At 45.8% G+C, this 25,397-nt stretch carries 21 protein-coding genes and 1 riboswitch; of the genes, 13 read left to right on the top strand and 8 right to left on the bottom strand.

Annotation, left to right across the window (positions count from 1 at the left end; all coding sequences use genetic code 11):
• Positions 1-73 precede the first annotated feature (73 nt).
• A complete protein-coding gene (locus tag AY633_RS07215; protein WP_068487648.1) occupies positions 74-1,732 on the bottom strand; it encodes a M4 family metallopeptidase in 1,659 nt (552 codons plus the stop codon).
• Between the two features lie 480 nt (positions 1,733-2,212).
• Between AY633_RS07215 and AY633_RS07205 the strand changes: the two genes are divergently transcribed.
• The 3 genes from AY633_RS07205 to AY633_RS07195 are packed head-to-tail and all read left to right on the top strand — an operon-like array spanning position 2,213 to position 4,796.
• A complete protein-coding gene (locus AY633_RS07205) occupies positions 2,213-2,953 on the top strand; it encodes a metal ABC transporter ATP-binding protein (protein ID WP_068487646.1) in 741 nt (246 codons plus the stop codon).
• 1 nt (position 2,954) lies between these two features.
• Entirely contained in the window at positions 2,955-3,818 is an 864-nt protein-coding gene (locus AY633_RS07200) for a metal ABC transporter permease (RefSeq protein WP_068465422.1), read from the top strand.
• Positions 3,819-3,833: 15 nt separating this feature from the next.
• Positions 3,834-4,796, top strand: a complete 963-nt coding sequence (locus tag AY633_RS07195; RefSeq protein ID WP_082799196.1) for a metal ABC transporter substrate-binding protein — start codon at positions 3,834-3,836, stop codon at positions 4,794-4,796.
• A gap of 110 nt (positions 4,797-4,906) precedes the next feature.
• On the opposite strand, the gene AY633_RS07190 is transcribed toward AY633_RS07195, so the two are convergent.
• A complete protein-coding gene (locus tag AY633_RS07190) occupies positions 4,907-5,923 on the bottom strand; it encodes a YeiH family protein (RefSeq protein WP_068487645.1) in 1,017 nt (338 codons plus the stop codon).
• A 108-nt stretch (positions 5,924-6,031) separates the two neighbouring features.
• On the opposite strand from AY633_RS07190, the gene AY633_RS07185 reads away from it, so the two are divergent.
• The 3 genes from AY633_RS07185 to AY633_RS07175 all read left to right on the top strand — a co-directional run bounded on the left by AY633_RS07185 (position 6,032) and on the right by AY633_RS07175 (position 7,930).
• Complete coding sequence (locus AY633_RS07185; RefSeq protein ID WP_068487644.1) at positions 6,032-6,916, top strand: LysR family transcriptional regulator; 885 nt, start codon at positions 6,032-6,034, stop codon at positions 6,914-6,916.
• Between the two features lie 141 nt (positions 6,917-7,057).
• The gene (locus tag AY633_RS07180) at positions 7,058-7,528 is read left to right on the top strand and encodes a peptide-methionine (S)-S-oxide reductase (RefSeq protein ID WP_068487643.1); all 471 of its coding nucleotides are present in this window, start codon (positions 7,058-7,060) and stop codon (positions 7,526-7,528) included.
• 21 nt (positions 7,529-7,549) lie between these two features.
• The gene (locus AY633_RS07175; protein ID WP_068487642.1) at positions 7,550-7,930 is read left to right on the top strand and encodes an ion channel; all 381 of its coding nucleotides are present in this window, start codon (positions 7,550-7,552) and stop codon (positions 7,928-7,930) included.
• A gap of 63 nt (positions 7,931-7,993) precedes the next feature.
• On the opposite strand, the gene AY633_RS07170 is transcribed toward AY633_RS07175, so the two are convergent.
• Entirely contained in the window at positions 7,994-8,824 is an 831-nt protein-coding gene (locus tag AY633_RS07170) for an SDR family oxidoreductase (protein ID WP_068487641.1), read from the bottom strand.
• A 235-nt stretch (positions 8,825-9,059) separates the two neighbouring features.
• Here AY633_RS07170 and AY633_RS07165 point away from each other — a divergent pair, with 235 nt between their 5' ends.
• The 5 genes from AY633_RS07165 to AY633_RS07145 all read left to right on the top strand — a co-directional run bounded on the left by AY633_RS07165 (position 9,060) and on the right by AY633_RS07145 (position 16,810).
• Positions 9,060-10,394 carry a hypothetical protein gene (locus tag AY633_RS07165; RefSeq protein ID WP_068487640.1) on the top strand — a complete coding sequence of 445 codons (1,335 nt, stop codon included), beginning with the start codon at positions 9,060-9,062 and terminating at the stop codon, positions 10,392-10,394.
• 228 nt (positions 10,395-10,622) lie between these two features.
• Positions 10,623-11,171, top strand: a complete 549-nt coding sequence (locus tag AY633_RS07160; RefSeq protein WP_068487899.1) for an MEDS domain-containing protein — start codon at positions 10,623-10,625, stop codon at positions 11,169-11,171.
• Positions 11,172-11,308: 137 nt separating this feature from the next.
• Entirely contained in the window at positions 11,309-12,166 is an 858-nt protein-coding gene (locus tag AY633_RS07155; RefSeq protein WP_068487639.1) for a GAF domain-containing protein, read from the top strand.
• 158 nt (positions 12,167-12,324) lie between these two features.
• Positions 12,325-13,728: a cardiolipin synthase gene (gene cls, locus AY633_RS07150; RefSeq protein ID WP_068487638.1), complete on the top strand. Its 1,404-nt coding sequence runs from the start codon at positions 12,325-12,327 to the stop codon at positions 13,726-13,728.
• Positions 13,729-13,957: 229 nt separating this feature from the next.
• The gene (locus AY633_RS07145) at positions 13,958-16,810 is read left to right on the top strand and encodes an ATP-binding protein (protein WP_068487637.1); all 2,853 of its coding nucleotides are present in this window, start codon (positions 13,958-13,960) and stop codon (positions 16,808-16,810) included.
• Positions 16,811-16,902: 92 nt separating this feature from the next.
• On the opposite strand, the gene AY633_RS07140 is transcribed toward AY633_RS07145, so the two are convergent.
• The 5 genes from AY633_RS07140 to AY633_RS07120 all read right to left on the bottom strand — a co-directional run bounded on the left by AY633_RS07140 (position 16,903) and on the right by AY633_RS07120 (position 22,496).
• Positions 16,903-17,259, bottom strand: a complete 357-nt coding sequence (locus AY633_RS07140) for a response regulator transcription factor (protein WP_068487636.1) — start codon at positions 17,257-17,259, stop codon at positions 16,903-16,905.
• 19 nt (positions 17,260-17,278) lie between these two features.
• Positions 17,279-18,676 (bottom strand): glycosyltransferase family 2 protein, encoded by a 1,398-nt coding sequence (locus tag AY633_RS07135; RefSeq protein ID WP_068487635.1) that lies wholly within the window; start codon positions 18,674-18,676, stop codon positions 17,279-17,281.
• Positions 18,676-19,725 carry a HEAT repeat domain-containing protein gene (locus tag AY633_RS07130; protein ID WP_068487634.1) on the bottom strand — a complete coding sequence of 350 codons (1,050 nt, stop codon included), beginning with the start codon at positions 19,723-19,725 and terminating at the stop codon, positions 18,676-18,678. Before AY633_RS07130 ends, AY633_RS07135 begins: the two co-directional genes overlap by 1 nt.
• Positions 19,722-21,341, bottom strand: a complete 1,620-nt coding sequence (locus AY633_RS07125; protein WP_068487898.1) for a diguanylate cyclase — start codon at positions 21,339-21,341, stop codon at positions 19,722-19,724. Before AY633_RS07125 ends, AY633_RS07130 begins: the two co-directional genes overlap by 4 nt.
• A gap of 270 nt (positions 21,342-21,611) precedes the next feature.
• A complete protein-coding gene (locus AY633_RS07120) occupies positions 21,612-22,496 on the bottom strand; it encodes a glycoside hydrolase family 10 protein (protein ID WP_068487633.1) in 885 nt (294 codons plus the stop codon).
• 44 nt (positions 22,497-22,540) lie between these two features.
• Positions 22,541-22,632: riboswitch (cyclic di-GMP riboswitch) on the bottom strand.
• Between the two features lie 244 nt (positions 22,633-22,876).
• Between AY633_RS07120 and AY633_RS07115 the strand changes: the two genes are divergently transcribed.
• On the top strand, positions 22,877-24,808 hold the full coding sequence (locus AY633_RS07115; protein WP_068487897.1) for a fructose-bisphosphatase class III: 1,932 nt from the start codon (positions 22,877-22,879) through the stop codon (positions 24,806-24,808).
• A 197-nt stretch (positions 24,809-25,005) separates the two neighbouring features.
• Complete coding sequence (locus AY633_RS07110; RefSeq protein ID WP_068487632.1) at positions 25,006-25,305, top strand: TIGR04104 family putative zinc finger protein; 300 nt, start codon at positions 25,006-25,008, stop codon at positions 25,303-25,305.
• The last annotated feature ends 92 nt before the right edge of the window (positions 25,306-25,397 follow it).

Here is a 25,397-nt window from a genome sequence, read left to right as displayed (position 1 = left end):
CAACAGCGCGTCTTCCCTCTTTTACATTTTGGTGTATAAATTCACATAGCTTAATTGATGTCCTTGAACTTGATTAATTCACTCCAACGGCGGAGAATGCTGCTTTCACGCTGGCCACTTCAGCACTTGATGCCCCGTACAAGTCCGTTGCCGCTTGGATGGTGGAGACGCGGAAATGGCTATAGTTTGAGTTTGGCGTCAAGTATTGCGTAAGTGTGCGGTAATAGATATCGCCGGTTTTGTCATTGCCGATGCCAGCGACTGTCACGCCGTAATGCGTCCCGCCATTCGCGAGCAGGAATGCGGCTTTATTGCTGATACCCGAGTTGATGTGGACGCCGCCATAATCACCCGTTCCTGTGTAGCGTTTCGAATAATGATCTGGATCTCCGCTCAAAGTCGGGTCTTCCATCGAGCGCAAAGCATCTCCCGCCACGTTCGGCGTATAGATGTCTTCGCCTACTTGCCAGTCTGGCTTGTTGTTGAAATGGTGTTCGACAAGCGTTCCGAAGATATCGGACATCGACTCGTTGATTGCACCTGACTCGTTCTGGTAGATCAAGTCGGCGGAAGTATCCGTCACAGCGTGTGTTAATTCGTGCGCAATGACATCAAGCGCTCCTGATAGTGGCACGAATGTAGTGCCGTCCCCATCCCCGTAGACCATTTGGGACCCGCTCCAGAATGCATTATTGTAGCTGCGGCCGTAATGGACAGTCGAGATCAGCTCCGCCCCGTTGCCGTCATAGCTATTGCGGCTGTGGACGTCCTGGAAATAATCGTAGGTCTGGCCAGCGTAGGCATGAGCATCGACCGCCGCCCCGTCATAAGCCGCGTTATAAACATTGTCGCTGTCAAGCCACAGCGTGCCCGGCGTACGCGTCCGGTTTTTCGCATCATAAGTGAAGATGCCGCTGCCGCGTGTCCGGTCAACCAAATAGGATCCGTTATTGTTCACTAAAGTATTGAAAGTTTTTGTATCGCCCAGTACGCCTTTGCCAGTCGCAGTCGAATCATTGCCAGTTAAACTAGCACCGCCGCCGGATGGTTTCGCTTCATGGATTTGGTTAAAGGAATCCAGAACGTCGCCGGTCTTCGCGTCGACAAAGTATTGATAATTCCCCGGTTCTGGGTAGAGGAATTCGAATTCTGCACTGTAGGCAAAATGCGCTTGCCCGTCTTTGGAATAGATGACCAATTCCGGTGTCACTTCAGCTTCAAGTTCCGGTGTGCTGCCGATTTTTTCTTTCAAATCCGCCGCCGCTTTTTCGACCGCTGCACTCGCTTTCACGGTAGCGCCTTTTTTCAAGGACTGCTTATCGTATAGTTCAGGTGCCAAGTTGCCGGATACGGAAGTCAACACGCCGTTTTGGTCAACATGTGCATTGATGACAGAGCCGAAAACAGGCACGCCTTTGAATTTCTGTTGCAGCTTCACTTTGGTGAAACCAAGTTCATCTTTTTCCTGGCTGATCACTTTAAAGCTAGAAAGGTCTTTTTTATCAATCTTAAATGTGTCTTCGTTTTCTTCCAAATATGTAAAGACGATCTCTTTGGCTGCTTTATCGGATGGTTCGGTCAGTTTTCCGGAAATGAAATCTGGCGTCTTCGTGTCTTTATTGACATGGACGTTTTCCGTCGTTTGTCCGGATAGTGTATCAGCCGAAACAGCTGTTGCGGATAATGCTAGTGATGCTGCCAAACTTAAAGTTAGTAATTTCTTTTTACTCATCAAATTCACTCCTTTTCGTCTTACCGGCATCGTAACTCGGTAACAACATCATAACTTTTTAACTATTCTGAACAAATGGGTTGGACTATGTGTTTTTTGATGTCCGAAATTGTGAATTTAGGACGTCCGTAAAAAACAGCAGGGCGACTCTTTTTATTTTTTATAGGCATATGTATGGCATTTGCCAGCTGTAAAGAGAGAGCGTGGAGCCAAATAAATGAATTGAACCAGAAGAACAAAATATTCAGTTTTTTTGAATGGGCGTTTTTAATAGTAGAAGATAATGAGTGCAAATCAATAAACATCACAATTACTGAGCAAAATCAGCGTTATTTTCCAATTTTCAAGCTAAAAAAAGCGATTAGGACAGTTTCGACAGAAAAAATTCATTATTTATTTTACTTTTCACGCAAAAAGGATTAAGATGGATTAAAGTTTCCTTGAGGAAACAATATTCACATTAGGAAAGAGGGTGGGGACATGACCCATGCACTTAAAATAGAAAATGTAACGGTGTCCTATCATGGCCGGTCCGCGATCGAGGCCATTGACTTAACGCTCGGCAAGGGAAATATATTAGGGATTATTGGCCCAAATGGAGCTGGCAAATCCACTTTACTGAAAGCGATACTGAACTTGATCTCTGTTGATTCGGGTTCGATCAACATATTGGGCGGGAGCTTAAAGGAAAATCGCAATCGCATTGCCTATGTTCCTCAGCGAAACCAATACGATTGGGATTTTCCGATTCACGTGATGGATGCGGTGTTAATCGGGACCTATCCGTCTTTAGGAATATTCAAGCGGCCAAAGAAAAGCGACAAGGCTTGGGCACTGGAATGCTTAGAGAAAGTCGGTTTGGCGCAGTACGCGAACCGGCAGATCGGGGAGTTGTCCGGGGGCCAGCAGCAACGGGTTTTTCTCGCACGGGCATTGGCTCAAAAAGCGGACTTGTTTTTCCTGGACGAACCTTTTGTCGGAATTGACATCGCGAGTGAGGAAATGATTGTGAAGCTATTGAAAGATTTGCGGGACGAGGGCAAGACCGTCGTCGTGGTCCATCACGATTTGAGCAAAGCCAAGGAATACTTTGATGAATTGCTGCTATTAAATAAACAACTCGTACAGTTCGGGCGTCCGGCTGAAGTCTTGCGCCCTGAAGTTATGCGCAAAGCGTATGAAAGCGAATTGGCTTTCTTGTTTGAAGCGGGGGTGAGCTGATATGGCATTTATCGAAGGGATTATGCAATATGACTTTTTGCAAAAAGCCTTGCTTACTTCTGTAATGGTCGGCATCATTTGCGGTGCTATTGGCTGTTTCATTATCTTAAGAGGCATGGCGCTGATGGGGGATGCCATTTCCCATGCGGTGCTTCCGGGTGTGGCGATTTCATACGCGCTGGGCATCAATTTTTTCTTTGGGGCGGTATTTACGGGCGTATTGACGGCGATGGCGATTGGATTTGTGAGCCAAAACAGTCGGATCAAACAAGATACGTCCATTGGGATTATGTTTACAGCGGCATTTGCGATGGGGGTCATCCTCATTACAGTGCTAGAAAGCAGCACGGACCTCTACCACATCTTATTTGGCAATGTCTTAGCCGTGCGCCCATCCGATATGTGGATCACGCTGGTGATCGGGCTGGTCGTGCTGGGCTCCATTTATTTGTTCTATAAAGAATTGTTGGTGACGTCTTTCGACTCGGTGATGGCCAGCGTCTACGGATTGCCGGTTCGGCTCATCCATTATTTCTTGATGGCCTTGCTGACGATGGTCACGGTCGCTTCTCTTCAAACGGTAGGAATCGTTTTGGTAGTGGCTATGCTGATCACGCCTGCCGCGACGGCGTATCTTCTGACAGACCGGCTTTCCACCATGGTGTTCTTGGCATCCACTATAGGGGCAGTGTCAGCAGTGATCGGCTTGTACTTTAGCTACACGTATAATTTGGCCTCTGGGGCAACCATAGTATTGGCAGCGACCGCGTTGTTTATCATCGCGTTTGTCTTTTCTCCGAAGCACGGCTTGCTTTGGAAAAAAATAAACAGCAAGAAAAAGCAATCAGAACTGGCGAAGCTATAGAAAAGGAGAATGATGATGGAAAAAATAGTGAAGACGAAAAATAGGATAGGGGCGTCGATAGCATTTCTTTTGCTACTCGCGCTTTTGGCTGGATGTACCGGGAATGAAGAGCAAGACGCTTCTGCTGATGGAGGCGAAGATACATTGGAAGTGGTGACGACTTATTCCATCCTCTACGATATCGTGAAAAATATCGGCGGTGACCGGATAGAGATCCATAGCCTGGCACCGATTGGCTCCAATCCGCACGAATACGAGCCTTTGCCTCAGGATTTACAGAAAACAACGGATGCCGATTTGGTGTTTTACAACGGTTTGAACTTGGAAGCCGGCAACTCATGGTTTGAAAAATTATTGGACACTTCCGGAAAATCCGGGGAATCGGCCCCTGTCTTCCGATTAAGTGAAGGAGTAGAGCCGATGTATTTGACGACGGAAGGCAAAGAGGGCGAAGAAGACCCGCACGCTTGGCTGGATATACAGAACGGCATTCAGTATGCCGAAAATGCGCGCGATGCCTTTATTGAAATCGATCCGGAGCATCAAGACGTTTACGAGCAAAATGCGGAAGCCTACATCAGCCAATTGGAAGAGCTTCATCAAGAAGCCATTGACCAATACAGCAAAATTCCACAAGACGAGCGCGTATTCGTGACAAGTGAAGGGGCGTTCAAGTATTTCAGTAAAGCTTATGACTTCCAAGCTGAATACATTTGGGAGATCAATCAGGAAAACCAAGGAACGCCGAACCAAATTACGCGCGTGCTGGACATTATTGAAGAGCAGAATATTGAAGGCTTGTTCCTGGAAACAAGTATCGACCCGCGCAGCATGGATATGGTGGCAAGAGAGACCGGCGTTGACATCAAAGGCAAGGTCTTTACCGATTCTATCGGAAAGCCTGGTGAAGACGGCGATACTTACCTGAAGATGATGCAATGGAATATCGACACCATTCTAGAAGGACTGACAAACTGAGCGTGCGTCTATCCTATTGCATGAAAAAAAAGGGGCAATGGCGTAATAGCCATTGCCCCTTTTTCTTGGATATGGATCAATCTTCGCAGATTGTGTGCCGCAGCACCCGCTTATAGCGTAAAGAAAGTAAGGATAGAAATGGAGAGCGAGACAATCGTCATGACGGCTAAAGGGAGCAATGCGCGTTCTTTTACGTCTTTTAAGCTCACATTCAAGCCCAAACCGACCATCGCAGCCGTCAAAAGCCATGTGGTAAGAATCGAGACGAAATCCATCGCGGCTTCAGATACCGGGATGATTGGCCCCAATACATAACTGCCGATGAGGCTCATGCCCATGAACCCAAGGAGAAACCAAGGGAATTCCACTTTGCCGGAGACATCTCCAGCAGGTGCTTTGCGCTTCATGATCCAGATGAAGATAAAGCAGACCGGGATCAATAAAAACACACGACCCAATTTGGCAAGCAAAGCCATCGCAAGGCCCTCTTCCCCAGCTGGTGCGCCGGCAAGGGCTACATGTGCGACTTCATGCAAGCTCATGCCCGCCCACATGCCGTATTCGATGTCTCCGATCGGCAAGAACGGGCGCAAAACGGTATAAGCGATGGCAAACACGGTCCCCATAAGGGCGATGATTCCAACACCGATTGCGGTATCTTCGTCTTTTGCTTTAATGATCGGGGCTACAGCCGCAATGGCAGCCGCGCCGCAAATGCCGGTCCCTACCCCAAGGAGTAAGGAAATGTTGCGGTCGGCCTTGAAAAGCTTGGCCAACAACAAGATCCCAAAAATCGCCACAAGCACGACAGCTGCATCTCTTGCCAATAGGCCAAGCCCATCCTCTAAAATGATATGGACGTTGAGCTTCAGGCCGTACAGGATAATGGCTGCCCGCAGGAGCCGTTTGGAAGAAAAAGCGATGCCGCTTCGCAAACTTTCCGGATAGCCGAACAATTGCCGGTAAGCCACTGCGATGATGATGGCGCACGCCAATTGCCCGATGAAATTGAATCCCGGGACCAGTGCAAGCAAATATCCTAAAAATGCGATAAAAAATGTGAATACAATGCCCTTGAACCAGGCGTTACCTGGCAAAGAGCTGAAAAACCGATTGTTTGCTGACATATAAACACCTCAATTTTATTGTACGGGCGCCATATCTATAAGTATAATAAATATAAAATAATCTAATGATAAGTAATAATTATTATCATTTATTTAGGAGGTGCATGAATGAATCAGGCCTTGGAAGTCTTCATTAAAGTGGCAGAAGAAAAAAACTTCTCGAATGCAGCCAAACGATTGCATATGAGCCAGCCGGCGGTGAGCCAGTACATTCGAGGATTAGAAGAAGAATTAGGTGTTCAATTGCTGGAAAGGACCAATAAATACGTTCGATTGAATAAAGCTGGAGAAATTGTTTATCAGCATGCAATCGAAATGGCCAAGGTTGATGAACGCATGCGCCATTTAGTTGAAGATTTGAGCACAGTGGCTGCCGGGAAACTAGCGGTCGGGGCCAGCTACACATTCGGTGAATATATTTTGCCGAGTATCTTGGCCCAATTAAAAGAAGCGTTTCCACAGATTGAAGTCGAAGTGACCATCGGAAATACCGCCTCGATTGCAGAAGCGGTGTCCAAGCATCTATTGGATATAGGGATAGTGGAAGGCCATCACAAAGAGCATGTACAATTGCATACAGAATTTTTTGCTGAAGACCAAATGGTTATCTTTGCTTCAGTTCATCATCCACTGGTTCGCCGTGGCGGAAAAGTCACGATGGCTGAACTTCAAGAACAGGAATGGGTGTTACGTGAAGAAGGGTCCGGAACACGAGAAGCCGCAGAAAACATCTTCGCCGAACATCGTTTTCGCCCAGCCACTTTCATACAATTCAGCAGCACCCAGCCCATCAAAGCCATGATCGAAGCAGGGACCGGGGTTAGTGTGTTATCGGAATGGGCCATCGAAAAAGAAGTGCGCCACGGGGAACTGGCGATACTGGATGTAGAAGGCATGCCTTATCCTAGAAAATTTTCACTTGTCACAAATTCTCATTTCCAGACAAAGGCTTTATCAGTTTTCATCGATATGGTCAAAAGGCAAGCGCGGTAAAGCGTGCCGACAAGCTCCGAGTGATAGCCGGAAATCCAATAACTGGCTTGGAATAGAAAGCTTGCCGTGAGAAAATCGAGATCACCGTGCTTCACTGCGCGAGCCGACGAAACAGTAAAAAACGGGGAAGAGGGAGCGATCATGGAAACAATCTATTTAGCAGGCGGATGCTTGTGGGGCGTCCAAGCATTTATCAAAACATTGCCGGGTGTCGAATCCACTGAAGCGGGGCGGGCCAATGGCATGAGGCAGACGCTTGAAGGCGCGTACGACGGCTATGCGGAATGTGTCAAAACGACATTCAATCCGGCGCAGGTGTCGGTCGAGGAATTGATGGGCTATCTCTTTGAAATCATCGATCCCTATAGCATCAATAAACAAGGCGAAGATGTCGGCGAGAAATACAGGACCGGTGTCTATAGCGAAAGCCCGGAGCATCTAACGGCGGCGAAATCCTTCATTCAGGAAAGAGCGGATGCGGCACGCATTGCAGTCGAAGTCATGCCGCTTGAAAATTACCTCAAGAGTGCAGAAGAGCATCAGGACCGGCTAGACAAATGCCCAGATGATTATTGCCATATTCCTCAAGCCATGTTGTCCAAGTATTTATAGAAGAAAAGGAGTATGGGGCTTATGATCTCACTTGCACTGACATTGAAACGATTACTATCAGCTATTTTCAGGACCGGGAAAGATCCATTGTTCCGGACCTTGTTGCTGACTTTGGCGTTTATCGTGCTTTCGGGTACGTTGTTCTATTATCAAATAGAAGGATGGCCATTGTTCGACGCTTTCTATTTCGCTTTCGTCAGTCTGATTCCTACCGGAGTCGATACCGGTCTCGTCCCTAGTGGCAACTTGAGCCGAAGCTTTACGATGATTTACTTGGCTGTGGGGGTCGGCGTGATGGTTATGGTATTGATCAGGCTAGCCTATGCCGTTTTAAAATTAGAGCGTCCGGAAGAGTTTGGAACTCCTAAGTCTTCCCGCGAACTGCGGGATAAAGAACAATAGTATAGAAGAAACCCCAAACGAGCTGCCATTGAAAGTGGCTCATTCGGGGTTCTTTTTGTCGTCTTATTGTTCTTTTGTCGTCGTCTTTTTCCAGCTGTCGTCCATGACCATTTTGCCTGGCCATGTGTACGCAGTAAGGCCGCCGTCCACTACGATGTCTTGGCCTGTCAAATAAGAGCTGTCGTTCGATACAAGGAACAAGACGGTTGTGGCGATTTCCTTGGGTAAGCCAAGACGGCCTAGCGGTGCGAGCCAACGATTGCTTTCTCTGAATTCGCGGCCAGCCTCTTCTTCTTTTGAGCCGGCAAGTTCATCAATCAGCGGTGTTTCGATCGTGCCAGGGGATACGGAATTGGCACGAATGCCGGATCTGCCGTATTCGATGGCGATCGATTTCGTGAAATTGATAATGCCGCCTTTTGCAGCGTTATAGCCCGAGCGGTCCAGATCCGCGAAGCTGCCGGACATAGAGGCATTGTTGACGATCGCCCCGCCATTGTCCATCATGAGCGGAATGAAATACTTGCTCATCAAAAACGTCCCGCGTAAATCGGTAGCCGTGATGTCGTCGAACAAATCAACCGGGTACTCATGCACTTTGCCGCCTTCTTGGTCGATGCCGGCGTTATTGAATAATGCGTGAATGTTTCCATACTGTTCTTTTACTTGATCCGCGAAAGCAGTAACTTCTTCTTCCTTGGCGATATTTACTTGGAAGCTTTTTGCCGTGCCGCCGTTGTCGTTGATTTTTTTCACGGTTTCTTGCAGCTCGTCTTCTTTAATGTCTGCCAGCAGGACAATTGCGCCCTCTTCTGCAAAAACTTCCGCTGTCGCTTTTCCGATGCCTGTGGCGGCACCTGTAATGACGGTTACTTTATCTTGTAATTTACCCAAGATGTATTCCTCCTCTAAAAGAATGCCATGATTAACTTCCAGCGTTTTACTGTATTCATCATTCTTGCTCTTCCTCAAATACCACGCTCGCCTGCTGTTAAACCGTCTTTTCGAATGTAACCGTTTCAATAAAAAAGTTTTTTAAAAAAAGTTGAAAAATAAGTGATCTAAATATAATCCCACTCCGTTGAGCTTATAAGAAACAAAAACAAAACAAAAAAGAGGAGCGGTTTGAATGAAAATGAAAAAGCTTTTATTACCAGTAGTAGGGGCATCACTTTTGGTGCCGGGGATCGGATCGAGCGTATTGGCAGCTGAACAAGCACCGCCAACAGAAACGACAGGCGTTGAACTTCGCACAGCATTGGACTCATTACTATCTGAACATTATGCACTCGCAGTTGACTCCATGATGAAAATTTACGATGGAGACGAAGCGGCAGACGAAGCCATCGCAGCTCTTGATGAAAACGCAGCCGATATGGAACCGGTCATCGCTTCTGTTTACGGTGAAGAAGGCGGAGCAGCTTTCGTTGAAATCTTCGACAAGCACAATATGGGGACAGATGATTACGCAGCAGCCGTGAAAGCGGATGACGAAGCGATGCAAGAAGAAGCATTGATGCAAATCCAGTCTTTCGTCGATGAAATGGGCGAATTCCTTGGTACAGCAACAGAAGGCAATCTTCCAGAAGACGGCGCGACAGCAGCCCTTCGCGAGCATGAAGATTATGTGCAAGACACTTTTGATCTATATGTAGCAGGTGATTACGAAGCGTCATACACAAACTACCTTGAAGGATTCAAGCAAATCTTCGGAGCAGGCAGCGCAATTAGTGGCGCCATTTCCGTTCAATTCCCGGATCAGTTCTCTGACCCGAATACGCCAGCTGGCGACTTCCGTTCTACAGTTAACCGCATCGCGGCAGAGCATTTCGCTCTTGCACAATTGAGCATGACAAAAGGCTTTAACGGATCAGCTGACTTTGATTTCGTCAACTGGGCACAAGACCAAAACACTGAAGAGTTCCGTTCTGCACTAGCTTCTGTTTACGGGGAAGAAGCAAGCAATCAGTTCGTGAAAATTTGGAACAACGAGCACATTACAGTCCAAGGTGACTTGGCTAACGCTACAGCTTCAGAAGATCAGCAAGCGAAAGAACAAGCTTTGTCTACATTGACTAGCACATTTGCTACGGACCTTGGCACATTCTTGAACCAAGCTACTGAAGACCGCATGCCTTTGGATGAAACCATTGCAGGTGTGGAAGCACACGAACAATCAGTAGTTGACACATTCCAACAATATGTCGACGGTGACTACGCGGCGTCTTATGACACGTACCGTGCAGGTTATGCGATCATGTTCGATATCGGTAAAGGCTTGAGCGCTTCTATCGTCGATCAGTTCCCGGAAGCTTTCGAAAACACAGCACCTGAAAAAATGCCTTCAACCGGATTCGGTGGAACTGCTAACCAGTCCAACACAATGATCCTGTGGGTTGCACTGAGCGCATTAATCTTCATGGCAGCTGGAACATTGACTTATCGTCAAACTAAAAAACAATAATGTTTTCTAAAAAAAAGAGGGCCTCGGCTCTCTTTTTTTATTTTCATATGTACAATCGTGGGAGCGCTTTATTTGGTCCTTTTTAAATAGATAGTGGATCAGAAAAGCGAAATAAGCGCATGTAAATATAAAATGATGGTATAATTCAATGACAATAAACGCTGGTTTCCCATAAACTGTTAGCGGAGCATCAGCGGAAGAAAGAAGGTTGGCCGTTTGGAATATACGATGAACGAATTGCTGGAAACCCAACGTAATGTCCATGTCCTGTATGCATATAACGGAGCGGAAAATTACCTGCAGCAGCTCCTCAATTACATAGAAGAAGGTATAGCGGCAGGTGACCACGTCTTAATCGTCGAAAACGAGCGCGTGACAAAAAAGCTTGAAGCGGTATTGGCAAAACGCTATAACGAAACTCAACGAAGCCTAGTACATTTTGTCAACAGCTTGCAATTTTATTGGTCAACTGGAAGTTATCATCCGCCCGCCATCTATCAGTATTTCAACAAAACGGTAGAGCCTTTCATTAAAAACAACCGGGCTTTTCGTTCATGGGCTCATGTGGAGTGGGAAAGTGTGAAAGAACCATTGTTCCTGATTGAAGATTTCGAGAAAATGGCGGACCGGGCTGTGAATGAATACGCATTCCCATTAATATGCGCTTACGAAAAACAGCGGATGCCGCATCACTTGACGGAAAGTTTAATGAGAACCCATCCATATGTATTGCTAGAAGACGATTTGGTTGCTTCCAATCAGTATCAATCTACATAAAGCCGGGATCCGGGCAATTGCCGATCCGGGCTTTTTTAATAGCGCTAGGCCTGTACATTGCAATCAAAGAACAGCTTATAGTATCGTTAAAACAATTCGCCTATTTATTTGGGCGTATTGAATAGAGGAGGGATTATATGCACTATCAGACAATCGGCCCTTCCAGAAAATTTCAGAACTTCAACGATGCAGCAAATCAAGTATTGAACATGCTGAGCAGTCAAATGGAGATTAATACGCTTTTTATAGCTGAAAATGATGGAAAAACCAATACAATCAAGAAAGCGTTTAATAGAAATGAAGAACTGGTGGTAGAAAACAGCCAGTCTCCGCTCGATCAGACTTTTTGCAGTTTGGCGATTAATGCCGGACAGGAGCCGCTATGGATTGAAGACATCGCCGCTGATGAAGGGGCCAGTACGCTGCCAATCGCATCTCAATTCGGCAATGGGGCATTTATCGGCATTCCGATTTATTACGAAAACGGTGATGTCTATGGCACGATTTGTGGCTTGGACAAGCATCCGTTCCATTTCACAAAGCAGCAGCAGGAAATGTTCGAGATGATGTCATCTTTACTAAGCTATATTCTCGAACTCAATAAAGCCCAGCAAGAAATTCAAACTTTGTCTTCGCCGCTTGTTCCTTTATCAGACGGCATCTCCATCTTGCCAATCATCGGCCACATTACGCTTGAAAGAGCTTACCAATTAATCGATGATGTCGTGATGAAAGCAAGTGAAGGCTTAGACTTTTTGATAATGGACTTTTCTGGCATCACTCAAATCGATCCACGCATCGAGCAGCCTTTATTGGATTTGATCAAAGCTTTGAAAATCATGGGGATCACCCCGATCATTACGGGCATTTTGCCAACAATGGCCATGCAAGTGCCGCATTTTGCCCATTCCCTAAAAGGGGAACGAATGGAAGCTACGCTGAAAATAGCGATTGAGCAACTGGGCTTTATGTTGGTGCCAAAACAACACTCTTAACTACGAAAACTTGTACAGCCTGAAGACCTGGTCCAAAGCATTCTTCCGGGTATTTTGGCCGTTTGCTGATTGATAAGCATGCCGCAGTAAAGTGAGGAGGGATTGCCATTTCTTTTGAATGGTGGAGCACTGTAAGTAATGTTTTTATCATCATTAATATGGTCTTGGCGTTCTTTATTTTGTTTTTCGAACGGAAAACAGCTTCTTCTGCCTGGGCATGGATCCTCGTCTTGTTTTTTATCCCGGTTCTTGGATTCGTGCTTTATTTGCTATTTGGCAAGCCTTTGCGAAAAGAACGGTTAAATCGGCCAGTTGCTTATGACAATCCTGTCTTTAGGGAACGCCTAAGCCGTCAGCGCCTCGAGTTGCAGTCAGGCCATTTCACAGCGCCCTCGTCTCTTGCTGCCGAGTGGCAAGACCTTATTCAGATGAATGCCATCCGGACCGATGCGCCGCTGTCTAAAGCCAGCAACATCCAGATATTCAATGACGGACATCGTAAGTTTGAAGCATTGTTTAACGATATACGCCAAGCACAGCACCATATTCACCTGCAGTATTTCATCCTAAACAACGATGATTTGGGCAGGCGCCTTGTTTCGCTGCTCACTGAAAAAGCACAGCAAGGCGTAAAGGTGTTGTTTTTATACGATGCCCTGGGCTCAAGCAGTTTGCCAAAGCATTTTTTTGATGAGTTCGAAAAGTCCGGCGGCAAGACAGCCGCCTTTTTACCGGCGATGCTTGCGAGCATCAACCCTAGATTCAATCACCGCAATCATAGGAAATTGGCGGTCTTGGACGGGACTGTCGGCTATATCGGCGGTTTTAATGTAGGAGATGAATACATCGGAGAGAAAAAAGAGTTCGGCTATTGGCGCGATACGCATGTGCGCTTGGAAGGGGACATTGTCCATTCTTTGCAAAATCGCTTTTTCATCGACTGGAACCAAGCGGCTGAACACTACCCGATGAAATACCAGGAGGCCTATTTCCCGAAAATGAAGGAAGTTGGGGGAGCAGCGATGCAAATCGTAGCGAGCGGGCCGTTGGAGATGCGCGAAGACATTAAAAACGGCTATTTGAAGATGATCCACCACGCCCGGAAATCGATTTTCCTGCAGACGCCGTATTTTATTCCGGACAAGTCGATTATGGATGCGCTTCGTACGGCGTCGCTTGGCGGCGTCGATGTGCAGCTGATGATTCCGCATCAAGCGGATCATTTATTCGTCCATTCGGCCACATTGGCATTTGCGCGTGAATTGCTTGAAGACGGCGTGAAGGTCTATAGCTATAAAAACGGGTTTTTGCATGCCAAAACACTCGTGGTGGATGGGCAAGCCTGCTCGGTCGGGTCGGCCAATATGGATGTGCGCAGCTTTGCTTTAAATTTTGAACTGAATGCCTTTCTTTATAATGCCGCATCAGCGGCGGAAATGACAGATCTCTTCCGCCACGACCGAAAGCTGTCTGTTGAATTGACAGAAGCCTATTTTAAGGAACAACATTGGACAAACAAAGCGAAGCAAAATATTGCCAAATTGGTTTCGCCAATCCTATAGGATCAGCAACGAACGGATTGATTATTGAAATGTGCCGCCCCAGCCGTAGCTTACACGGCTGGGGCGGATTTTTTATGTTTATTCTTGGGAAAAAATAAAGGTTCTTTTTTAGTGAAAAAATGCTTTTTTGAAATGTTGATATTGTATACTAGTAGCAGAAGTGAAAGTATAGGTTAAATTTTGAAGAAAATAAGTCATAAGGAATCACTGGCTTAAAGGAGGGAGATTTATGAAAAAATTGCGCGAAAAAGGCATTCGGTACAAATATTTGAGGATAACGGTTTCATCCTTATTGGTATGTGCTCTTATCATTGTCGGAATCTATTCTTATATGAATCTGCAGCAAGAGGAAACTCAAGCGGAGCGAGATTTGCTCATCGATAAGCAGGAAACGCTTCAAGACCTTGCGCATTCTTTAAATCAGTTATTTTTCCGTACACGGGGCTATTATGCGTTCCAAAACCAGGAAGAGTTGCGCTTGGCGTATGTAGAGATGGAGAAGTTGAAAGCTTCGATCAATCAATTGAACAGTTTATCGATCACCGATCAGGAACGGCAGCAAATCACAGAATTGACGGCGTTTATTACAGCGTTTGAAGACGACATCTTTCCGGCTGCACTGGCAGCGGTGGAGGATGATGATTACGAAAGGCTGCGGGAATTATCACGCGGTGGGACGAACGCGGCTGTAAACGAATTCGTGGCGTTTGCGGATGAATACGAAGCTGGAGCTGAACAAAAGCTGGACCAATTAAATCAAGATATGGCGAAAGAAGCTGAAAACTTTGCTTTTGCTCTGATTATTTTATTCGGCCTATTTTTCCTGATCACGGTATTTGTTATTCTGCGTGCGTTAAGCGACATCATCAAGCCTCTCGAAACAATGAGGTCTTCGATCGATGGATTTATCGAAGGAGAAGAAGTATCCTATACGCCTCTAGAGCGAAAAGATGAAATCGGCATTCTTTCAAATGCATTTTATCGGATGGTGACGACAATCCGAAAAAACCAAGAAGAACTCACTGCGAGAAACCAGGTCTTGTTGCTTAATAAAGAGGAATTACAAGAACAACAAGAAAAGTTAAAAGAATCACTAACAGAAATCGAGAAAACCAAAAACCGTTTATTGCGATTTAATGATTTGAACCATATTCTTTCGCTTACACTGAGCGAACAGAAATTGATAGAAGGAACTTTGGATTATTTTGATGATTCTTACGACATTGATACCGGTGCTTTATGGCTGCCAGGTTCTGATGAGTATGCGTTGAAAGGCTTCACGCCTTCCATGTTCGGCCAATTTAAGGAAAAGCAAATGGCTTATATCATGGAACGGCTGAAAACCGCTGATGCCTTCACGATGAAACGGGAAGCAGACGAGGAAAAAGGATTTACGGTGGGCAAGGTGTATGTGTACGACCTGTACACCACGGTCAAAAATGAGTCAGACGAGGCAATCGTCATTCTTGGACTATCACGTTTGGGTAGACCATTTTCAGAAGAAGAACAACAGGATATCCACGGTCTGCTAAAACGGCTTCATTTGGCCATTGATCGTATTCAGCTATACGATGCGGCCGTACACGAACGGACATTGAATGAACGGATCATCAACAACATCAATGAAGGCATTCAATTTATCGCGAAAAACGGGGATATGGTCCAGCATAACGATACGATGTGCACGATGTTAAGCTGCGGGGACATTTCACTCGATACAAAAGTTTCACAAGACAGTTGGATTGCCCGTATGACAGAGCAAACGACCAAGCCAGAAGACATGGCAGACTTTTTGCATAGCTGCCTGCGTCAAAAGGAAAACAAGTCAAATACATTCCAGTACACGGTGAAAGCGCCTTACGAACGAGTCATCGATGTCTACAGCACACCAGTAATCGTCGATAATGAACGTACGGGCACGATCTTTGTCCACCGGGATATTACAAGAGAGCACGAAGTAGACAAGATGAAATCTGAACTTGTCAGCACCGTCAGCCACGAATTGCGTACGCCTTTATCGAGTGTGCTTGGGTTTACGGAGCTCTTGCTGAATAAGGAATTGAAACCTGAAAAACAAGTTCGCTACTTGAAGACCATTTATAAAGAAGCGAAACGATTGACCAATTTGATCAATGACTTTTTAGACTTGCAACGAATGGAGTCTGGAGATCAAGTGTACCGAATGGAAAAATTGTCGATGAACGAATTGATTATCGAGACGGCAGAGAAATTCCGCACTCAATCGATGCATTCGGTTATTTTTGTCGATGATGCGTCGGATGTAACGGTTGAAGGCGATAAAGAACGTCTTGCACAGGTCTTGATGAACTTGATCGGCAATGCTATTAAATTTTCCCCACAAGGCGGCAATGTGACTGTCTGTATGAAAAATAATTTTAATGCGCTCCGCGTGTCGATCAAAGATGAAGGAATCGGTATTCCGGCTGAGGACATTCCGAAATTATTCTCGAAATTCCAGCGCATCGACAATAGTTCCCGCCGTAAGATTGGCGGAACAGGGTTGGGCCTTGCGATTTGTCAGGAGATCATCGTCAAGCATGACGGGAAGATTTGGATCGAGTCGCAAGAAGGCGAAGGCACGACGATTCATTTTGAACTGCCTTTGCAATCGGATCCTCAAGAGTACAGCGTGCACGAAGGCGTCGAAGAAAACCCGCCCGTCATGATTGTAGAAGACGACATGAGCCTCGCCCTGTTGTTATCAGAGGAATTGAAAGTGAACGGTTTTAAAGTGATTTACCATACTTCGCCGAAAGAAGCTTTCAAAGAAGCGAAACGGACGCCGCTTGTCGGTGCCGTGATCGATATTATGCTCGGCGAAGAGCTGAACGGATGGGATCTAGTGAATATGATGAAAGCAGACGCTGCTACGCAAAATATTCCGATCGTCATCTCTTCTGCACTGGATCCAACAGATGATTCGGGACAGATTGATAAAATCAATCATTATTTGACGAAGCCATATGCGCCAGTGAATTTGTCCAAAGTCATGAAAAAACTATTGGATGGCCAAGAAGAAAACGGCGTCATCTTCTATGCTACACAAGGCGGTACGGAATAATCATATTAATGAAAGCTTCTCAACAATAAACCCCGTTGGAGAAAAGGGAATCCTTTTCTCCAACGGGGTTATTTGATGTGTTTGAAAGAAGCTTACGCCTCCAATATTTCTTCGACTAGCGACAGCAATTCCATCGGGCTGAATGGCTTGGACATAAAGTAATCCGCCCCATTTGCTATTGCTTTTTCCCGGTCGGCATCTTGGGCTTTAGCTGTCAGCATCATCACTTTAGTATCATTCTGCTCACCTCGGACAGCCTCGAGCACTTCCATACCCGTTAAATAAGGCATCATATAATCGAGTAAGACCAGGTCGTAGTCAGTCGCCCTGATTTTGGCTAGGGCTTCTTTGCCATCTTCTGCTTCATCCATCTCAAAATCGTCTTCTAAAGTGTCGACGATCAACGTACGCAAGATGTCTTCATCATCTGCGACCAATATTTTTTTCATGAATTTGCCTCCTTTAGATTTACGTAGAAATGCCTTTGCGTTTCATGTCTCCCCAATGGGCTTTTTTGCGGAACGCTGCGAAAATCCCTTGGACGCGCCACAGCACCATTAGCGGACGATACCAGAAGGCTTCGGTCAATGCCCAGAAATAAAGCTTCACCAAATGGGAAACATTTGGGTATTTATGCAAGGTCAACTCTTCTAATAATACGGCCAATGCCGAAATAAGGGAACCGTAGAAAACTGTCACCAAGAACATGACACCGGCCACTTGCGGATCGACCAAAGAGAAGAAGAAGCCGCCGAAAATGATGAAATAGCCGATAAACTCGAACACGGCGCCCAGCAGTTCCACGAAGAGAAAATACGGCATGGAAAACAAGCCGATCGAGCCATATTTAGGGTTTAACATCAGCTTTCGATGAGTCCAAAGAGTTTCGAATAACCCACGCTGCCAGCGAATTCGTTGCGACTTAAGAACACCGAGTGAATCGGGGGCTTCTGTCCAACAGACAGGGTCTGGAATGTATTCAATGCGCTGCTTAGATTTCTCTTCCCGCAGCAATCGATGCAGCCGGACAACCAGTTCCATATCCTCACCGACAGTATTTTTATTGTAGCCACCAGCTTGAATAACCCGTTCTTTATTGAAGACCCCAAAAGCACCGGATACGATCAATAAGATATTTAAATGGCTTAAAGCCAAGCGGCCAATTAAGAAAGCCCGGAAGTATTCCACGATTTGCATAAGAACAACCGGGCTTCTAGGCAGGCCGATAACTTCGACTTTGCTTCGTGAAATGGTCGAGCCGTTGGCAATGCGGACAGACCCGCCAGTAACAATGATTTGCCCATCCGATTCGATGATCGGTTTCATGGTCTTGAGTAATCCGTCGTTTTCCAAAATGGAATCGCCGTCAATGGCGCAAAAATAAGGAAAAGACGAGAGATTGATGCCCGCATTCAAAGCATCTGCCTTTCCGCCGTTCGCTTTTTTGATCAGACGGATGTAGGGGAAGATGGATGATTGGTAAATGGACTCAATTTCTGCCGTTTCAATGTGCATGCGGACAGCAAAAGGAATCTTGGTCATCTTGAACTCTTCAATCATGCGCAAAGACGTATCATCCTTCGATCCATCATCGATGACGATGATTTCCTTCTCCGGATATTCGAGTGCCAATAGCGAACGGACTGTGCTGACCACGCCGACTTCCTCATTATAAGCGGGAACCAAGATCGATACGGGATAAGTAGATTGGTTGCGCAGAAAATCTTCGGTGGATTCCCTTTTATCCAGTTTGGTTTCCCTTTTCACTTTGCGGAAAGCAAGCGCAAAAAGCCCAAGGTAACTCAGGCTTGAAAAAAGCATATATGCAATGACGATATAGGATACGATAAGCGCGGTTTCCTGCATTATTGTTCACTTCCTGAAAGAGAGGTTTTCCACTGATTCGCCATATCACGTGCATAACGATCGGGGTGGTTAGTTGAAAGGTGGGACAATAGGATGTCGCCGTCGGAAAACTGCGTCAAGGCCTCTGCGGCTGAATAACGTACCCACCAAACTGAGTCTCCCAGTAACTCGCTAAGCCGTTCCTTGTAGCGGGACAATTGCAAAGCCCCTGCAATCTGGCTGGCAAACATGCGCTCCTGCCAAGAGTCTGAGCTGAAGAAAGGAGTCAATGAACCGGGATCGTTCATGTATTGCAAATGCAGCAAGGCTTTTAAAGCTTGGATCCGCATTTCAGGGTCCTCATTTTCAAGCTCTTGTTCAATGCGCGGAAGAAACAGCATAATCCCCGCCATGCCGATATAAGATATAGCCGCGTGCTTTAGCGCGGGACTGGCATTTGCATCAAGTGCAGCATCCAATTCATCCAGCTTCGTCAATTCGTCCAGCCGCTTAAAGACATCGATGTACAAGCGGGCCGGCGCTTCCGGAAATTCGGCCAATGCCGCAATCGCAACAGGTTCGTTCAATGAAGCGAGTGTGCGGATGAGCTGCTGGGTCTCTTGATCCAATTTAGAGTGCTTGTGAAGCTTTTCCTTGAGCTGCGGAATCAACGACGCCATACGGAAGTCTTCGATAAAATACAAAGTGTTCATGCGCATCGCCCAGTTTCTTTGCTTCAATAGTTTAGCATAGCGGTGTGCGAGGTATTGTTCTGCCAAAGCGGTAATCTCATCCGAAGTAGGGCCGGTTTTCGTCACTGCTACGTAATGATTCAGCAAACGTTCAAGAACGGTTTGCTTATTGGGAGAGGCATCCAATTGTTGAAGAAAGCGGCCATCGTCTTGATCTATCATATAAGAACTGAATGCATCTATTAGGTCGTCATATTGCCGATCAACGGAAGATTCTTTCCGGTTTGTCCGCTGTTTTCGCCAAGCCAGAATGCCAAGCAAAACCAATTGGCCAATAAACAGTGAGAGACTGAGCATCCAGAAGAAAAATAGGTTCACTCGAACATCCTCTTCGTGAGCCGTTGAACGCGCGCCACTACTTCCTGTGCATAAAATGGTTTGACGATGTAATCATCTGCGCCGCTCTTCAGTGCCAAGATGATATCGGATTCATTGGTTCTCGACGTCAGCATGGAAATGACGATGTTATCGTGAGGATACTGGGTACGGATGTGGCTTAACACTTCCAAGCCGTCCATTTTTGGCATAACGCCATCCAATAAGATCATATAACTTTCCTCTGCGCGGTACCAATCGGATTCGATTAGGGCCAAGCCGTCCGAAAATTCTTCGATATGGATATCGAAATCGTCCGCTTTCCAGTTGGAAAAATGTTTTGAAACCAATTTCCGGACGAGAGAATCGTCATCCACAATAAGGATGTTGAGCTTTCTTCGCACCTCTTTTTGTGCTGACTCATAAATCATGGTCTGGTTTCTGCCATTTCTTTTGGCTTGGTACAATGCTTGGTCCGCTGTGGTGATCAAGGTCTCTTGTTTTAAGCGGTATTCGCTGATTCCAGCAGAAAACGAAATGCGGAAAGGTTCATGACCATCAACTTTGAACTCGGTTGAAGTGACCGCTTCGCGGATTCGTTCTACCACTGAAGCCGCGGACTGGGCTTTCGTTTCCGGAAGAATAAGGGCGAACTCTTCACCGCCGTAGCGGAAGAAATAATCCGATTCCCGTTTTTTGTTCAGGAGGATGTCGCTGAATGTTTTCAGGACTTCATCTCCCGCGGGGTGGCCATAATCATCGTTGACTTTTTTAAAATGGTCGAGGTCCAATAAGACCAGCGTGAAAGTTTTGCCGGTTCGTTCCGCTAGGTGGGTCATTTGCAGCAACACTTCATTGAAACCTTTGCGGTTGCCGGCTCCCGTTAAGTCATCATAGCGGGTTCCTTGCAAGATAAGTTCCTGGCTATGTAGGCGGTTCATCATGTACGGAACGAAAAAATCCATATTCAAGGGCTTAGCCAAGAAATCCGTAGCACCGATTTCCATGGCGCGGATCTGGTTGTCCATCTGGTCATCCTCGCTGACAATGGCAATTGGAAGATGACGGCCTCGTCCAGCTTCGTAAATACGGCTGACCAAATCGAAGCCTTCAGCATCCGGGAAATGAAGATCCAATAAAACCATTTGCGGATGTAGTGTGTAAAACAACTCCATTCCTTTTTGGCCGTCCAAAGCGATGACAACCGGAATGCCTTGCTGCTCTAAGGTTTCTTTTACTTGCGCTGCAAATTCTGCGTCGGGGTCAATTATCAGCACAAGTGATTCATCAACTGAAGATGCAGATTTTTGTAGAGGTTCCAAAATGGAGAGTTCTTCGGCTTTTTCGTTGTCTTCCACAGCAAAAAAGCTCCTCAACTGATTCATCATCGCTTGTAGGGAATCGATTGGCAACGAGTCAGTACTGCTGTCTGAATAAGCATCTAAATGTTTGCTACAAAACTCAGATAAGTCTGTGAGCCCGATCGTTCCTGCGGTGCCTTTCATCGTATGTAGAAAGCGGTAGATTTCTTTTTCTGGAACTGTTTCAAGCGTTGTCCATTTTGCAAAATCGCGTTCCGTTCGATCTGCGAGTAAAGCTTTATAATCTGTCTGCGCCATGTTCTTCACCTTCTTCAAAAGAGTGTTTCTCAGGTTGATATTAGCTTGGTCTTCTTTATAGAATTCCCAAATAAATACCATAATATTCAACTTCTAATTCAATAATAGATAATATTTTCCACTTATAGAATAACATCATTTTGTTTGTAAGTAAGGGATTTTGTATTGAGAATTTCCTGTTTCCTGGATTTAACCAAACACGTTTCACAATTTGCTCATAAAGGAGGAGACAAGAAAACACTTCCATTAGGTAATGGAAGTGTCAGGTATTCAAGGAGCCATAGTCATCCAACTGCCTACGTGGTGAATGGCGGTTCCTTCATATGCCGATGAGCTTGAGTAATGGCTCGCCACTTTATCTAATTGCTGGTTCATATACGCTTCGCCTTCCTCAGCAAAAGTGATAACGCTGCCTTCGTCGGTTGTTCCTGTTTCTACCCCAACAACGATTTTCTTGCCATATCGCTCGGCCATGGCAATTTCATTTTTGACGATTTCGATGATCATCGGGGCAGAATCACGGTAAGCCATCAGCGTTACCCCATCGGTATTGGCGATGACCCATTCAGCCAATAATCCTTTGCCGAAGGTATTTTTATAAGGAATCTCATCGAACCAAAAAGGCATATCGGCTTCTAGCGGCAAGTTCAACTGCGCAGAGCTCGTTGCGGCTCTTTGAAGAAGCGATTGGTAGGATTTCACGGTTGCTGCGCGGTTCGAATTCCAACCGCTATAGAGATAGGGCTCGACATCCAAATGAATGCCATCGAAACGTGCCTGTGCAAGCGATCCGGTTTGGTAATTGCCCAGCCAGTTCATTAATTGGTTTTGGTTAGTGAATCCTTTTGGAGCCACCCATGAAGGTGCTCCATCGAGTGCAAATACAGCGATGCCACGCGTATGCGCTTGTGTAACAAAACTGCGGTAAGTATTTTTAGGGATATCCCGGTCGATTTGGACATAGACTTTATTGACATTTTTGTTCTCGAGAAAAGCCAGCGTAGCTGCCTCATCTTCCACAAACATCCATGGATTCCATAGCCAAGTAGCACGGGTATCAGGCGTATCGCCGCTTGCTTGAACGTTTTCTGCATGGCTGAACGCTGTCAGCATGAGAGACAGTGCGAACATCCATATCGCCGCTTTCTTCAACATATTCGTTTCCTCCATTCTGTTGGCCGAGGCCCGCAGAATGGGTGCCTGGCAACCTGACGACCGTGCACTGCTTTAGCAGTGGGTAGGCTCATGGCTTTGCGTCCTTCCTTTTCAGGTAAGTTTGCCTTTATCAGTTTTTTCTTATTATAGATGGAATATGACTTATTAAGACAGTAACTATATACCTATAAAAGCCTTTGCGACGCAATAAAAGAAAAATGGCAAGGCAGTTCTTCCAAATTTTATTTAAAAGCTGAAATTTTTGTGGAGCGTTCTCGGAAACTGCTATAGACTAACACTATATAATAATTTACTTGCCGGCCCAGCTGGCTAAACAGATCGGCACAATATCCCAAACGCTAGAAGGAGGATTCCGCATGATTAGTTCAAAATACTTGGATCTGCTGGCAGAAAAATACGACAGCGAAGAAAAAGTAGCGACAGAGATCATCAACCTAGAAGCCATCTTGAATTTGCCAAAAGGGACGGAGCATTTCGTCAGTGACCTCCACGGTGAATATCAGGCGTTTCAGCACGTGTTGCGCAATGGATCGGGTAACGTCAAAGTGAAAATCAGGGATTTGTTCAAAAACGAGATGGAGGAAGAAGAGCTCAACGAATTTGCGACGCTTGTCTACTATCCGGAAGAAAAACTGAGCTTGATCAAAAGCCATTTCAGCAGCAAAAAAGAATTGAAGGAATGGTATATCGAAACGATTGAACGGCTGTTGAAGCTGGTATCTTATGCATCGTCCAAATACACGCGTTCCAAACTGCGTAAGGCTTTGCCAAAACAGTTTGTGTATATTATCGAAGAGCTGCTATACAAAACCGACGAATTCACGAATAAAAAAGATTATTACGCCAAAATGCTCGAACAAATCATTTCCCTCGGACAAGTAGACAAATTAATTGTTGGGCTTGCCTATACGATGCAGCGCCTGACCGTCGACCACCTGCACGTTGTTGGTGACATTTACGACCGGGGACCAGACCCGCATAAGATCATGGATACGCTCATTGATTACCATTCGGTCGATATCCAATGGGGGAATCACGATGTGCTGTGGATTGGTGCTTATTCCGGCTCCAAAGTATGCCTTGCCAACATCATCCGCATCTGTGCACGCTATAACAATCTGGACATCATCGAGGACGTGTATGGCATCAACTTGCGGCCGTTGTTGAATTTGGCGGAGAAGTATTATGAAGACAATCCGGCCTTCCATCCGAAACGAATTTCAGATGAACAATTAACAGAGCAGGAACAATTGCAGATCACCAAAATTCACCAAGCCATCTCGATCATCCAGTTCAAATTGGAAAGCCCGATCATCAAACGGCGCTCCTGCTTCGCTATGGAAGACCGCTTGCTTTTAGAAAAAGTCGATTACGAGAAAAACGAAGCGACGATTCACGGCAAGACCTATGCGCTTGAAAATACGTGCTTTGCCACGATCGACCCGGAACACCCCGACCGCTTGCTAGAAGAAGAGCAGCAAGTGATCGATAAACTGCTGTTTTCGATTCAGCATTCCGAGAAACTGTCACGGCATATGAAATTCCTCATGAAAAAAGGGCGCCTGTATCTCCAATACAACGGCAATTTGCTGATCCACGGCTGCATCCCGCTCGAGGAAAATGGGGATATGAAGGAAATGCAGATCGAAGGCGAGAGTTACTCCGGACGGGAACTGCTCGATATCTTTGAAGAATATACCCGTTATGCCTTTGCGCATCCAGAAGAGACCGATGATTTCGCGACCGATATGGTGTGGTACCAATGGACAGGCGAAAACTCCTCATTATTTGGCAAACGGGAGATGACGACCTTTGAGCGTTATTTCATCGCAGACAAAGCAACGCATAAAGAACGGAAAAACCCATACTATCATTTGCGTGAAGACGAAGAGATGTGCCGCAAGATGCTGGCAGAATTCGATTTGAATCCAGAACACGGCCGCATCATCAATGGGCACACGCCAGTCAAAGAACGAGACGGCGAAAATCCGATTAAGGCGAACGGCAAAATGATCGTCATCGATGGCGGGTTCTCAAAAGCCTATCAATCGACGACGGGGATTGCCGGCTATACGCTGTTGTACAACTCCTACGGCATGCAGCTCGTTGCCCATCAGCGTTTCAATTCCAAGGAAGAAGTCTTGCAAAACGGGACCGACGTCTTGTCAATCAAGCGATTGGTCGACGAAGAACTCGAACGCAAAAAGGTGCGCGAGACCAATATCGGAGAAGAACTCCTGCAGGAAATCGCCAATTTGAACAGCTTGAGAAAGCATCGTTATATGAATTAACAGCAGTAAGAGCAAGAACTGATCGCCAGTTCTTGCTTTTTCTCATGCGAAAAAATGTAGAAAGGCAGGAATGGGAATACGAAAATCCAATTAATTGGTATTTAAATTGTGGGAATCTTTGGTTACCTCTGTTAGTCTAAAAGGGAGAAGGAATAGAAAAAACACGAACTTAAAAGAAATACAACTGGAGGGAGTCCATGCCAATTTGCCAAAACTGCCATCAACAATGGGGCTGGAAGCAAACTGTCCAAAAGATGTTCATTTTGGATACGGGCATGATTTGCCCACATTGCGGAAAAAAGCAATTTCTGACTACCGAATCGAAAAAAAGAGCCGGCCTCTTAAATTTTCTAACACCGTTAGTGATGCTTTTCGGGGTGTTATTTGACCTTCCCTTAAGCATCATCTTGATCATGATCTTCACTAGTGGGCTCGTGATCTTCGCTGCCTACCCGTTTTTAGTTGAATTCACTGATGAAGAACAAGCTCTTTGGTAGCTCATATTTATGGATTAGCCATTTGAACCTTTGATTGAAGGAGATGAATGCCATGAGGAAATCCATAGCCTTATTCGCCTCCGTACTAACTA

Source organism: Planococcus maritimus, assembly GCF_001592825.1.
Lineage (GTDB): Bacteria > Bacillota > Bacilli > Bacillales_A > Planococcaceae > Planococcus > Planococcus maritimus_C.
The sequence above is the reverse complement of the archived record's forward strand: the minus strand, read 5'-3'. Positions and strand labels throughout refer to the sequence as shown.